Annotated in this window: 9 protein-coding genes; 5 read left to right on the forward strand and 4 right to left on the reverse strand. The window is 64.7% G+C overall.

Annotated elements, in window-relative coordinates; translation table 11 throughout:
- The first annotated feature begins 66 nt into the window (after positions 1–66).
- Positions 67–1,674: an acyl-CoA synthetase gene (locus ACRQ5Q_RS20945; RefSeq protein ID WP_439368208.1), complete on the forward strand. Its 1,608-nt coding sequence runs from the start codon at positions 67–69 to the stop codon at positions 1,672–1,674.
- Positions 1,675–1,683: 9 nt separating this feature from the next.
- A complete protein-coding gene (locus ACRQ5Q_RS20950; RefSeq protein WP_439392202.1) occupies positions 1,684–2,541 on the forward strand; it encodes a PCC domain-containing protein in 858 nt (285 codons plus the stop codon).
- A gap of 461 nt (positions 2,542–3,002) precedes the next feature.
- On the opposite strand, the gene ACRQ5Q_RS20955 is transcribed toward ACRQ5Q_RS20950, so the two are convergent.
- From ACRQ5Q_RS20955 to ACRQ5Q_RS20970, 4 genes are all read right to left on the reverse strand, one after another.
- Positions 3,003–3,689 carry an HAD family hydrolase gene (locus tag ACRQ5Q_RS20955; RefSeq protein WP_439368204.1) on the reverse strand — a complete coding sequence of 229 codons (687 nt, stop codon included), beginning with the start codon at positions 3,687–3,689 and terminating at the stop codon, positions 3,003–3,005.
- Positions 3,689–6,664 carry an excinuclease ABC subunit UvrA gene (gene uvrA, locus ACRQ5Q_RS20960; RefSeq protein ID WP_439392203.1) on the reverse strand — a complete coding sequence of 992 codons (2,976 nt, stop codon included), beginning with the start codon at positions 6,662–6,664 and terminating at the stop codon, positions 3,689–3,691. Before uvrA ends, ACRQ5Q_RS20955 begins: the two co-directional genes overlap by 1 nt.
- A 277-nt stretch (positions 6,665–6,941) precedes the next feature.
- On the reverse strand, positions 6,942–7,688 hold the full coding sequence (locus tag ACRQ5Q_RS20965; RefSeq protein WP_439392204.1) for an outer membrane protein: 747 nt from the start codon (positions 7,686–7,688) through the stop codon (positions 6,942–6,944).
- A 234-nt stretch (positions 7,689–7,922) separates the two neighbouring features.
- On the reverse strand, positions 7,923–8,684 hold the full coding sequence (locus ACRQ5Q_RS20970) for an outer membrane protein (RefSeq protein WP_439368199.1): 762 nt from the start codon (positions 8,682–8,684) through the stop codon (positions 7,923–7,925).
- Between the two features lie 461 nt (positions 8,685–9,145).
- Here ACRQ5Q_RS20970 and ACRQ5Q_RS20975 point away from each other — a divergent pair, with 461 nt between their 5' ends.
- The 3 genes from ACRQ5Q_RS20975 (at position 9,146) to gyrA (ending at position 13,141) form a co-directional block, all read left to right on the forward strand.
- Positions 9,146–9,640, forward strand: a complete 495-nt coding sequence (locus ACRQ5Q_RS20975) for a single-stranded DNA-binding protein (protein WP_018642151.1) — start codon at positions 9,146–9,148, stop codon at positions 9,638–9,640.
- A gap of 201 nt (positions 9,641–9,841) precedes the next feature.
- Positions 9,842–10,240 carry a DUF2306 domain-containing protein gene (locus ACRQ5Q_RS20980; protein WP_439392205.1) on the forward strand — a complete coding sequence of 133 codons (399 nt, stop codon included), beginning with the start codon at positions 9,842–9,844 and terminating at the stop codon, positions 10,238–10,240.
- Between the two features lie 168 nt (positions 10,241–10,408).
- Positions 10,409–13,141, forward strand: coding sequence for a DNA gyrase subunit A (gene gyrA, locus ACRQ5Q_RS20985; RefSeq protein WP_439392206.1), 2,733 nt, complete (start codon positions 10,409–10,411; stop codon positions 13,139–13,141).
- Positions 13,142–13,165: the final 24 nt, after the last annotated feature.

Genomic DNA, 13,165 nt, shown 5'->3' on the forward strand with positions numbered 1-13,165 from the left:
GGCGATGGCGATAAATGGGCTCAAGCGGGCGGCTTGCGCGCCGTCCGCGCCCGAAGAGGAAACCCGATGCAGCCACTGCGCATGTCCCGCCGCGTCATGAATCTCGCCTATATGCTGACCCAGAATGCGCGGCGGCACGGGACGCGTCCGGGTTTCGTCTGGGGTGCCAGGTCGTGGACCTGGCGCGAGATCGACGCGCAGGTCTCGGCGCTGGCCGCGGCGCTGGCGGCACGCGGCGTCACGAAAGGCGACCGCATCCTCGTCCATTCCAAGAACGGCGACGAGATGTTCTTCTCGATGTTCGCCGCGTTCCGGCTGGGTGCGGTCTGGGTGCCCACCAATTTCCGCCTGATGCCGGATGAGGTCACCTATCTCGCAGAGGCTTCCGGCGCGAAGGCGTTTCTGTGCCACGTCGATTTTCCCGAGCATGCGGCGGCGGTGAACGGCGGCGTGCTGGAATTCACCTGGAGCCTCGACGGCAAGGCCACGTTCGGTGAGCGCTCGGTGGCCGATGCCATTGCCGCGCAGGCCGGCGCTGACGTCGCCAATGTCGAGGTCGAACACGACGATCCCTGCTGGTTCTTCTTCACCTCCGGCACCACCGGCCGATCCAAGGCGGCGGTGCTGACCCACGGCCAGATGGGATTTGTCATCACCAACCATCTGGCCGATCTGACCCCGGGCGTGACCGAGGTGGATGCCTCGCTGGTGGTGGCACCGCTCTCGCACGGCGCCGGCGTGCACCAACTGGTGCAGACCGCACGCGGCGTGCGTACCGTGCTGCTGCCGACGGAGAAATTCGACATCAACGAGGCGTTCCGCCTGATCGAGGCGCACCGCGTCAGCAATCTCTTCACGGTGCCGACCATCCTGAAGATGATGGTCGAGCATCCCGCCGCCGACAAATACGATCATTCCTCGCTGCGACAGGTGATCTATGCGGGCGCGCCGATGTATCGCGAGGACCAGAAGGCGGCGCTGAAGAAGCTCGGCAAGGTCATCGTGCAGTATTTTGGCCTCGGCGAGGTCACCGGCAACATCACCGTGCTGCCGGCAGCGTTGCACGATCCCGAGGATGGCCCGCATGCGAAGATCGGCACCTGCGGCTTCGAGCGCACCGGCATGCAGGTGTCGATCCAGGATGACGAGGGCCGCGAGCTCGAGGCGAACCAGAGCGGCGAGATCTGCGTGATCGGACCTGCGGTATTCGCCGGCTACTACGACAACCCCGAAGCCAACGCCAAGGCGTTCCGCAACGGCTGGTTCCGCACTGGCGATCTCGGCCATATGGACGAGGAGGGGTTTGTCTACATCACCGGCCGCGCCTCCGACATGTACATCTCGGGCGGCTCCAACATCTATCCGCGCGAGATCGAGGAGAAGATCTTGACCCATCCCGCGGTCGGCGAAGTCGCGGTGCTCGGCGTGCCCGACGCGACCTGGGGCGAGGTCGGAGTTGCCGTCTGCGTAGCGCGGGAAGGCGCGAAGGCGGTGAGCGAGGCCGAGATGGCGGCGTTCCTGTTGTCGAAAGTGCCGCGTTACAAGATGCCGAAGCGCTTCTTCTTCTGGGAAGCGCTGCCGAAATCCGGCTACGGCAAGGTGCCGAAGCGGATGGTGCGCGACGAGCTCGAGGCGCGGGGGCTGCTCGACTTCGACAAGACCAAGGCAGGCTGAGCGCGGGTGATGCGAAGTATCAAGCAGCCCGGCGCGCCCGTCGCTGAGCGCATCCAATGGGTGGAGGCGAGGGGGCGCGCCTTCTCCTTCACGCTTCAAGCCGGCCTGCCGCTGCTGGAAGCTGCGCGGCGCGGCCTTGCGGCGGAGGGCTTTGCCGGCGGTGTGCTGAATTTCCGCCGCGGCGCGCTCGGGCCGTTCGGCTATGTCATGCCGGCGCTGTCGAAGACCGGCGAGAATGCCGCGTTCTACAGCGACACTTATCGGCCCGAAGGCATCACGCGCACGAAGCTCGGCAGCATGACGCTCGGTATGCGCGAGGGCGCGCCGTTCTTTCATTGCCATGGGCTCTGGACCGAGGCCGACGGCAAGGCAAGCGGCGGCCACATGCTGCCGGACGAGACCATCATCGCAGAGCCGTTCGAGGTCGAGGCTTTCGGCCTTGACGGTGCGATGTTCACGGCCGCGCCGGATCCCGAGACCAATTTTAGGCTGTTCGGACCGGTCCCGGCTGCGAGCACCGGCGCGCGTACGAGCAGCCGCGCCTTCGCGCTCCGCCTGCGACCCAATCAGGATTTTGCCTTCTGTCTCGAAGACTTCTGTGGTGCACACGGCATCGCGCGGGCGAAGATTCATGGCGGCGTCGGCTCGACCATCGGCGCTCGCTTCACCCATGGCGGCGTGACCGAGCCGTTCGCGACGGAGCTCGCGATCACGGCCGGGGCGATTGCGCCCGGGCCCGGGGCGCTGGAGGCTGCAATCGACGTTGCGCTGATCGACTATACCGGCGGCATCGCGGAGGGCCGTCTGATCCGTGGCGACAATCCCGTGCTGATGACCATGGAATTGGTGCTCGAAGTGTTGAGCTAATCTCGGCGAACGATCATCAGTGAGATCGTAGTTTGGCAATGGCCAGGTACGTAGAGTCACTTATCCCTGAGCCTGATCCGCAAAGGGGATTGTCCCTGACCGATGCTCTGGCCGTTTTTGACGTCATACCAGCGAAGCAACCAGAAGCCCTGCGCAGAGACAATCTGGATTGCTTCGCTGCGCTCGCAATGACGGTTTGGGCGACATGCTTCCCTTCCATCCGGGCCTTCGAAGTCGCTGACACACTTTCCCGTTCTCGCGGCGAGTTCTGCCCGAGCTTTGCTTCAGTTGCCGCCCTCAAAAGTGCCGCGGGCGCAGGGAAGGCCGGGTGCCGGCTGGCACCCGCGCGGTCCACTGTGCGAAAATTGCGCTACGAGAAGCTGCACAGCGGCATACAAGTGAAGCCGATGGAGGGGGCGGTAGCCCGCATGAGCGGAGCGACATGCGGGACAGAGCAGACCTCATCCCCAGGCGTTCCCGGATATCGATTCGCTCATCCGGGCTACGGCACCGGGGCACAGCGTCGATGCAATATCGTCCATCCGTTCAAACACGTGATCCGGCCCCAGCGCCCGCAGGGCCGCCGGCGCCGCATAGCCCCAGCTGACCGCGCCGCAGGGAATACCGACCGTGCGCGCCGCCTCGATGTCGCGAACCTCGTCGCCGAGCGCGATGACGCGGTTCGGCTCCACGCCGGCGCGGCGAACGACTCGGCGGAATTTCGCGGCCTTGCCGAACAGCGATGCCGAGCAGTCGTAATGCGCGAACAACGCCGCGGCCTCGCCGAGCTTCTCACGAGCATTCGCCTCGCTGTCGGAGGTCACCAGCGCGAGCTGCACGCCGTTGTCGGCCAGCGTCCGCAGCATCGCCTCGACGCCAGCAAACAGCGAAATCTCAGCTGCTGCTTCCGCCTTCAGCCGCCGCGCATGCCGGGCGATCGCCGGCAGCTTCCACAGCGGCACTTCGAGCCGGGTAAGGATCTCGCGGCTCGAAGCATGCCGGAGCTCTTCGATCTCCTCGTGGGCGACGCGCCGAAAGCCGAAGCGATCGGCGACGTCATTGATGGTGCGCAGGAACCAGGGAAAGCTGTCGGCGAGCGTGCCGTCGAGGTCGAAGATGGCGAGGGAATAGGGAGTCTGAGGCTGCACTACTCCGCCGCCTCGCTCGTGCTCCGCCGCTTCGGCTTCCTCGCCTTCTTCAGCACCGGCTCCAAAAACTTGCCTGTGTAGCTCCGCGGCGCTTTCGCAATGTCCTCCGGCGGGCCCCAGGCGACGATCTCGCCGCCGCCGTCGCCGCCTTCGGGGCCGAGGTCGATGACCCAGTCGGCGGTCTTGATGACTTCGAGATTATGCTCGATGACGACGACCGTGTTGCCCTGCGCGACCAGCTCGTGCAGCACCTCCAGCAGCTTCTTGACGTCGTGGAAGTGCAGGCCGGTGGTGGGCTCGTCCAGGATGTAGAGCGTACGGCCGGTGGCGCGCTTGGACAGCTCCTTTGCCAGCTTGACGCGCTGGGCTTCGCCGCCCGAGAGGGTCGTCGCCTGCTGGCCAACGTGGATGTAGTCGAGGCCGACCCGGTGCAGGGTCTGAAAAGTCTCGCGCACGCGCGGCACCGCCTTGAAGAATTCGGCGGCTTCCTCCACGGTCATGTCGAGCACGTCGGCGATGCTCTTGCCCTTGAACAGGACCTCCAGCGTCTCGCGGTTGTAGCGCTTGCCCTTGCAGACGTCGCAGGTGACGTAGACGTCGGGCAGGAAGTGCATCTCGATCTTGATGACGCCGTCGCCCTGGCACGCCTCGCAGCGGCCGCCCTTGACGTTGAAGGAGAAGCGGCCGGGCTCATAGCCGCGCGCTTTCGCCTCGGGCAGGCCGGCGAACCATTCGCGGATCGGCGTGAAGGCGCCGGTATAGGTCGCCGGATTCGAGCGCGGGGTGCGGCCGATCGGCGACTGGTCGATATCGATGATCTTGTCGATGTGCTCGAGGCCCTCGATGCGGTCGTGCGGCGCGGCGCCTTCGCTGGCGCCGTTCAGCTTGCGCGCGATGGCGCGGTAGAGCGTGTCGATCAGCAGCGTCGACTTGCCGCCGCCGGAGACGCCGGTGACGCAGGTGAACAGGCCGAGCGGAATCTCGGCGGTGACGTTCTTGAGGTTATTGCCGCGCGCGTTGACCACCTTGATGGTGCGGCGGTGGTTCGGCGGGCGCCGCTCCGGGACCTCGACCTCGAGCTCGCCGGTCAGGTACTTGCCGGTGAGCGATTTCGGGTTGCGCATGATCTCGGCAGGCGTGCCTTCGGCGACGATGTTGCCGCCATGCATGCCGGCGCCGGGACCGATATCGAGCACGTAGTCGGCAAGCCGGATGGCGTCCTCGTCATGCTCGACCACGACCACGGTGTTGCCGAGGTCGCGCAGCCTCTTGAGAGTGTCGAGCAGGCGGGCGTTGTCGCGCTGGTGCAGGCCGATCGAGGGCTCGTCCAGCACGTAGAGCACGCCCGTCAGGCCCGAGCCGATCTGCGAGGCCAGGCGGATGCGCTGGCTCTCGCCGCCGGACAGCGTGCCGGAGGAGCGGGAGAGGGTGAGATAGTTGAGGCCGACGTCGAGCAGGAAGGTCAGGCGCTCGCGGATTTCTTTCAGGATGCGGCCGGCGATCTCGTTCTGCTGCTTGTTCAGCGCCTCCGGCACGGTCTCGAACCACTCGCCGGCCTTCTTGACCGACAGCTCCGAGATCTCGCCGATATGCTTAGCCCCGACCTTGACGCAGAGCGCCTCGGGCTTGAGCCGAAAACCCTTGCAGCCCTCGCAGGGCACGTCGTGGAAATACTTCGCCAGTTCCTCGCGGGCCCATTCGCTTTCGGTTTCGCGATAGCGGCGGTTGATGTTGGTGATGACGCCCTCGAACGGCTTCTTGGTGTCGTAGGAGCGCACGCCGTCCTGGTAGGAGAACTTGATCTCGTCCTCCCCGGAGCCGTAGAGGATCGCGTCCTTGGTCTTCTTGGCGAGGTCCTTCCACTTGGTGTCGAGCGTGAACTTGTAGTGCTTGCCGAGCGCGGTCAGCGTCTGCTCGTAATAGGGCGAGGAGGACTTGGCCCAGGGCGCGATCGCGCCCTTGCGCAGGGACAGCTCCTTGTCGGGGATGACGAGGTCCTCGTCGACGTGCTGCTCGACGCCGAGTCCGCCGCAGGCGGGGCAGGCGCCGTAGGGGTTGTTGAACGAGAACAGCCGCGGCTCGATCTCCGGGATGGTGAAGCCGGAGACGGGGCAGGCGAACTTTTCCGAGAACAGGATGCGCTCGGGCCCGCTCTTGTCGTGGATCTTTGCGGTCTTCTTTTTCTCCTCCGTCGCTGCGGCCGCCGGCGCGTCGGCGAACTCGATGACGGCGAGGCCGTCGGCGAGCTTCAGCGCGGTCTCAAAACTCTCGGCGAGGCGCTGGCCGATGTCGGGACGCACCACGATGCGGTCGACCACGACGTCGATGTCGTGCGGGAATTTCTTGTCGAGCGTCGGGGCTTCCGCCAGCTCGTGGAAGGTGCCGTCAATCTTGACGCGCTGGAAGCCCTTCTTGAGCCATTCGGCGAGCTCTTTCCGGTACTCGCCCTTGCGCCCGCGGACGACGGGGGCGAGCAGATAGAGGCGCGTGCCCTCGGGCAGCGCCAGCACGCGATCGACCATCTGCGAGACGGTCTGGCTCTCGATCGGCAGGCCGGTGGCCGGCGAATAGGGAACGCCGACGCGCGCCCACAGGAGGCGCATGTAGTCGTAGATCTCGGTGACGGTGCCGACGGTCGAGCGCGGGTTCTTCGAGGTCGTCTTCTGCTCGATCGAGATCGCCGGCGACAGGCCATCGATCTGGTCGACGTCGGGCTTCTGCATCATCTCCAGGAACTGGCGTGCATAGGCCGACAGCGATTCGACGTAGCGGCGCTGGCCCTCGGCATAGATGGTGTCGAAGGCGAGCGAGGACTTGCCGGAGCCGGAGAGGCCGGTGAACACCACCAGCTTGTCACGGGGGATCTCGACGTCGATGTTCTTGAGGTTGTGCTCGCGCGCGCCGCGGATCGCAATTGCGCGCAGGCTCGAGCCCGCGTTCTGTTGTTGGCGCTTCGCCTTGATCACTTCATCCATCCGAGTTGCCCTCAAGGAAGCCCAAAGGTGCGCGATCGCGCCAATAAAAAAGGCGCGCTGCGCCCGGAACCGGGATCGGCGCCGATGGGTATGGCAGCGAACGTAGGAAGAACGGAGGCGGATTTCCAGAGGGAGTTGCGAATCGTCAACGGAATGTTGGCGTGCTGGCGGCATCTGGCAGCAGCAGGGCGTGCGGAACTGCGCTGGGGCGTGCCGCCAAACAAAAAGGCCGGCGCGGGGCCGGCCTTTCGAAACGCAAGAGCGTCGGAGACGAAGCTTAGTACTTCGCGACGATCGGGCCGCCGAAGGTGTAATTCAAGCGTACCGTGGCCATGTCCACGTCCTGCTTGATGCTGTCGCTGCGGGTGTTCACGCCGAGGAAGGTGAAGGTATCGGTGTGCTTGCCCATGAACAGGTGGTTGTATTCGACTCCGACCGACCAGTTCGGAGCGAAGCCGAACTCGATGCCGGTGCCGACGGTGCCGCCCCAACGGGTTTCGTTGGCGGTGTCGAACGTGACGCCGGCCAGAGTGCCGCTGAACTTGTTGTGGGTGACGGCCGCGCCGCCCTTCACGTACCAGAGCACGTTGTTCCAGGCGTAGCCCACCTGACCGGTGAAGAGGCCAATAGCATCGATCTTGGTGTTGTTCACCAGCGGGAACAAGGCGGCGGGCGAACTGGTGTTCGAGCCCTTCAGGTCTGCCCAATCGCCCTGTGCCTCGAGGCCGAACACCCAGCTGGCGGACTGCCAGCGATAGCCGATCTGGCCGCCGACGATTGCGCCGGTCGCATCGTGGCAACCTTCAGCTGTGACCGGGACGGCCACGCCGACAACAGCGGTCGTATCCCAGCAATTGTGGCTGGAGCCGCCACCGGCGTTGGCGCCGATGTAAAACCCGGTCCAGTTGTAGACCGAAGCCACAGCCACCGGAGCCTTGGTGTACGGGCGGGCCGCGAGATCAGCCGCCGACGCGGGGGCAGCCAGAGCGAACAAACAGGCCGAAGCCAACAAAACCTTCTTCATTTTCAACTTAAATCCCAGTCCCAGTTTCTCTTCTTGCCTTCCGTGAACGGAAGGGCATCGGACGCTGTGGTCCAACTGGCGTGGTGCTTACACGAACGAAGCCGCAAGTTGTGTACCCAAAAAGCCACAACAGGGGCAAAACGTCATAATCGCTGACGGATCGTCCTGTTCGCTCGCAGACAGCAAAAAGGCCGGCGCGAGGCCGGCCTTTCGTCAGACGAGACTTGCTGGCGATCAGTACCTGGCGATCGCCGGGCCGCCCCAACGGTAGTTCAAGCGGACGAGGGCGAGATCGACGTCCTGACGGACGCGTTCGGTTTGAATGAAGAATCCGCCCGCGGTGAAGTCGACGTTGCGGGTGCCGAGGAAGATGTGATCGTACTCGAAGCCCACCGACCAGTTCGGAGCGAAGCCAAATTCGATGCCCGCGCCGACCGTTCCGCCCCAGCGTGTTCCGCTGGTCGAACCGAAGGTCGTGCCAGCACCCACAAAGCCCGGCGCGACGATGAGGTCGTATCTGTCGTCCACGACGGCAGCGCCGCCCTTGACGTAGAGCAAAACGTTATTCCAGGCATAGCCGATCTGACCGGTAATCAAGCCGAAGGCATCGACCCGCGTACGGTTCTGCTGAGCTGGCGCGGTCGGGCTGATGTTGCGTCCGCTGAAATCAGCCCAGTTGCCCTGGCCTTCCACGCCAAACACCCAATTGGCCGATTGCCAGCGATAGCCGACCTGACCACCGATCGTGCCGCCCGTTGCGTCATGGCAGCCGTCGTTGAACAGCGTGCCGGTCACTGGAGTCACGAAGTCCCAGCAATTGCGACTGGAGCCCCAGCCCCCGTTGATGCCGATGTAGAAGCCGCTCCAGTCGTAGATGGTCGCGACCACCGGCGGCGGAGCCTTGGTGTAAGGACGCGCCGCCAGATCCGCCGCGCTCGCAGGAGCAGACAGGCCCAACGCCACAGCACCGATTGTACCAATTAAAATCTTATTCATTGCAGTCTCCCCGGGTAAGGTCCGCTTCTTGAGGGTCCCCCAAGCGGCCGATCAGGCGCGACGCCCGTATGAACTCATTCCGAAGCAACCCTAGCTCAATCGGGAGGCGGAGTCCGTCTCCGAAATGCAACAGTCTCAAGGCAAGTGCGTGGATGTAACTGGATGAATGTTAAGCGGTTTTCGCTGCTTTAGGGAACCCGAAAAAGTTCCATACGGCTGCGGGCCATTTTAGAGGCATTCAGGCACCGTCCGGGTCCAATATTCCGCATCCACCCGAAAAGAACAAATCTCGAACAAGTCGGCAGGCGATGCTATATGTGGGGATAACCCGAGCGCTGATGGGCTGATCGGTCCGCGCAAGCGTATAGGGTCGGGTCAAACAGATTGCAGAGAACCGCGGGGCGCGGTGCGGTCCTGCGCATGCAGTCTTACGAATTCAGCATTTGGAGTGGAGAGCGGCGATGGCGGGAAGCGTCAACAAGGTCATTCTGGTTGGAAATCTCGGCAAGGATCCTGAAATCCGCCGCACGCAGGACGGGCGGCCGATCGCGAATTTGAGCATCGCGACCTCGGAGACGTGGCGCGACAAGAACAGCGGCGAGCGCAAGGAAAAGACCGAGTGGCATCGCGTCGTGATCTTCAATGAGGGGCTCTGCAAGGTCGCCGAGCAGTATCTGAAGAAGGGCGCGAAGGTGTACATCGAGGGCGCGCTCCAGACCCGCAAATGGACCGACCAGAGCGGTGTCGAAAAGTATTCGACCGAGGTCGTGCTGCAGGGTTTCAACTCGACGTTGACCATGCTCGATGGCCGCGGTGGTGGCGGCGGAGGCGGTAGCTTCGGCGACGAGCCGGGCGGTGATTTCGGCTCCTCCGGTCCGGTGAGCAGCGCGCCGCGCCGTCCTGTTGCCGCGGGCGGCGGCCGCAACAGCGACATGGACGACGATATCCCGTTCTGAGGCAGGTGAGCAGTTGCTGCCGGATGTTGCCTGCTCGCGTGAAGCGGCGGGACTTCTTACCAATTGACCCGCACGGCTCGGTTTTCCGAGTTCGCCTCACGCGCTGCCTCAAGTCGTTGGCGAGGCGCGATGTGAACCGTATTGACTTCATGTTAATCCTGTTCACATAGGTTGCGCTCAACCTGTGAGGGGGAGCCCCGCATGAGCCTTGCGCCGCTGCTTGAGGCCGCGCCTGCAATCCCGCTGCACGCCTTTGCCGCCATGGCCGCCTTCGTGCTCGGCCTCGTCCAGTTCTCCGCCCCCAAGGGTACGCTGCCGCACCGTTCGATCGGCTGGATCTGGGTGGTCCTGATGCTGGTCGTGGCCGCCTCGTCGTTCTGGATCCACCAGATCCGCCTCATCGGGCCGTTCAGCCCGATCCATCTGTTGTCGATCTTCACCCTGGTGGTTCTGCCGCTGGCGGTGTGGCGGGCGCACACCCATCGCGTCGCCGATCACCGGCGGATGATGACCTTCATCTTCGCCGGTGCGCTGGTGGTGGCGGGCCTGTTCACGCTGATGCCCGGGCGCGTCATGCACCGGGTGATTTTCGGGGCGTGAGAGCCGGTTTCGCAGCGCTTGTTCCGGTCTCGTGCCGGGCGGTGCCGGGTAGGGCGTAAGTCACTGGAAAAACTGTCGGAAAAAGGCTTCCCGAAGCACCGACAAGGGTGGTTATCAGGGGTGCGATGCGCTATATGATTCGCAGACAAAAACTCACCGGATTCCCCCTTGGCTGACGACGACAACAGGCCCGGCGACCAGCCGGCGCATCCCTCGGACATTCGCCCCGTTTCCATCTACGAGGAGATGAAGAAGTCCTATCTCGATTACGCCATGAGCGTGATCGTGGCGCGTGCGCTACCCGATGCGCGCGACGGGTTGAAGCCGGTGCACCGCCGCATCCTGTTCGCGATGAACAATCGCGGCGACACCCCGGACAAGAAGCACAAGAAGTCCGCCGGTGCCGTCGGCGAGGTCATGGGCAAGTACCACCCGCATGGCGACCAGGCGATCTACGACGCATTGGTGCGCATGGCGCAGGACTTCTCGATGCGCGCGCCGCTGATCGACGGGCAGGGCAATTTCGGCTCGGTCGACGGCGATCCGCCGGCGGCGATGCGCTACACCGAGTCCCGCCTGACCAAGATCGCGCTGAAGCTACTCGAGGACATCGACGACGACACGGTCGACTTCCAGGACAATTACGACGGCTCCGAGAAGGAGCCGGTGGTTCTGCCCGCGCGGTTCCCGAACCTGCTGGTCAACGGCGCCGGCGGCATCGCGGTCGGCATGGCCACCAACATCCCGCCGCACAATCTCGGCGAGGTGATCGACGCCTGCGTCGCGCTGATCGACAATCCGTCCCTGACCATCGACGAGCTCATCAACATCATCCCGGGCCCGGATTTCCCGACCGGCGGCATCATTCTCGGACGCCAGGGCATCCGCAGCGCCTACCATCTCGGCCGCGGCTCGATCGTGATGCGCGGCAAGGTCACCTTCGAGACGATCCGGAAAGAGCGTGAGGCGATCGTCATCACCGAGATCCCGTATCAGGTGAACAAGGCGACGATGGTCGAGCGCATCGCCGAGCTCTACAAGGAAAAGAAGATCGAGGGCATCTCCGACCTGCGCGACGAGTCCGACCGCGAGGGCTATCGCGTCGTCGTCGAGCTCAAGCGCGATGCGGTGCCCGACGTCGTGCTGAATCAGCTATACAAGTTCACGCCGCTGCAGACGAGCTTCGGCGTCAACGCCGTCGCGCTCGATTCCGGCCGTCCGCAGACCATGAATCTCAAGGACATGCTGACGATCTTCGTCGGCTTCCGCGAGCAGGTCGTCACCCGCCGGACCAAGTACAAGCTGCGCAAGGCGCGCGAGCGCGCGCATGAGCAGGTCGGCCTGGCCATCGCGGTCGCCAATATCGACGAGATCATCAAGGTGATCCGGCACTCGCCGACGCCGGCTGCCGCGCGCGAGACCCTGATGACGCGCGACTGGCCTGCGCGCGACGTCGAGGACATCATCACGCTGATCGACGATCCCCGCCATCGCATCAACGAGGATGGCACCATCCGCCTGTCGCTGGAGCAGGCGAGGGCGATCCTGGAGCTGCGCCTCGCCCGTCTCACCGCGCTGGGCCGCGACGAGATCGGCGAAGAGCTCGGAAAGCTCGCCGGCGAGATCGGCGACTATCTCGATATCCTGCGCTCGCGCGCCCGTATCCTCGACATCATCAAGACCGAGCTTGCCGAGGTGAAGGCGGAGTTCGCGACACCTCGCCGCACCGTGATCATGGAGCAGGAAGGCGAGGTCGAGGACGAGGACCTGATCCAGCGCGAGGACATGGTCGTCACCGTCTCGCACGCCGGCTACGTCAAGCGCGTGCCGCTGTCGGCCTACCGGGCGCAGCGCCGCGGCGGCAAGGGCCGCTCCGGCATGCAGACCCGCGACGAGGATTTCGTCAGCCGCCTGTTCGTGGCCTCCACGCACACGCCGGTGCTGTTCTTCTCCTCGCGCGGCCAGGTCTACAAGGAAAAGGTCTGGCGGCTGCCCATGGCCGCGCCGAACGCGCGCGGCAAGGCCATGATCAATATTCTGCCGCTGGAGCAGGGCGAGCGCATCACCACCATCATGCCGCTGCCGGAGGATGAATCGACCTGGGGCCAGCTCGACGTGATGTTCGCCACCACGGGCGGCAACGTCCGCCGCAACAAACTGTCCGACTTCGTCGACGTCCGCCGCTCTGGCATCATCGCCATGAAGCTCGACGACAACGAGGCGATCGTCGACGTGCAGATCTGCACCGAGCGCGACGACGTGCTGCTGACGGCCGCCGGCGGCCAGTGCATCCGCTTCCCCGTCACCGACGTGCGCGTGTTCACCGGGCGCACCTCGATGGGCGTGCGCGGCATCGCGCTCGGCGAAGGCGACAAGGTGATTTCGCTGGCGATCCTGCGCCACGTCGAGACCACCTCGGACGAGCGCTCGGCATATTTGAAGATGCGCCGCGCTGTCGCGGGCGAGGCTGCCTCGGAAGAGGCGCCGGGGGATGCCGAGGCCGAGGAGGCTTCAGGCAGCTTCCAGCTGCCGCAGGAGCGCTATGTCGAGATGTCGGCGCAGGAGCAGGTCGTGCTGACCGTCTCCGTCAACGGCTATGGCAAGCGGACCTCGTCCTACGAGTACCGCACCACGGGCCGCGGCGGCAAAGGCATCGTCGCCATGAGCGTCAACAACCGCAATGGCAACCTGGTGGCATCCTTCCCCGTTGAGGAGGCCGACCAGATCATGCTGGTCACCGACAAGGGCCAGCTGATCCGCTGCCCGGTCGAAGGCATCCGCATCGCCGGCCGCTCGACGCAAGGCGTCATCGTGTTCGACACTGCCGAGGACGAGCACGTCGTCTCGGTCGAGCACATCACGGAAGAGGCGGAGAGCGGCAACGGCGAGAACGGCTCGTAGGAAGGCCCGTAACCCGGCTGGAGC

The organism is Bradyrhizobium sp. PMVTL-01 (assembly GCF_051861855.1).
Lineage (GTDB): Bacteria > Pseudomonadota > Alphaproteobacteria > Rhizobiales > Xanthobacteraceae > Bradyrhizobium.

Coding starts and splice junctions, on each gene's coding strand:
- ACRQ5Q_RS20945 (WP_439368208.1), top strand. CDS start 67: ATGCAGCCACTGCGCATGTCCCGCCGCGTCATGAATCTCGCCTATATG.
- ACRQ5Q_RS20950 (WP_439392202.1), top strand. CDS start 1,684: ATGCGAAGTATCAAGCAGCCCGGCGCGCCCGTCGCTGAGCGCATCCAA.
- uvrA (WP_439392203.1), bottom strand. CDS start 6,664: ATGGATGAAGTGATCAAGGCGAAGCGCCAACAACAGAACGCGGGCTCG.
- ACRQ5Q_RS20965 (WP_439392204.1), bottom strand. CDS start 7,688: ATGAAGAAGGTTTTGTTGGCTTCGGCCTGTTTGTTCGCTCTGGCTGCC.
- ACRQ5Q_RS20970 (WP_439368199.1), bottom strand. CDS start 8,684: ATGAATAAGATTTTAATTGGTACAATCGGTGCTGTGGCGTTGGGCCTG.
- ACRQ5Q_RS20975 (WP_018642151.1), top strand. CDS start 9,146: ATGGCGGGAAGCGTCAACAAGGTCATTCTGGTTGGAAATCTCGGCAAG.
- ACRQ5Q_RS20980 (WP_439392205.1), top strand. CDS start 9,842: ATGAGCCTTGCGCCGCTGCTTGAGGCCGCGCCTGCAATCCCGCTGCAC.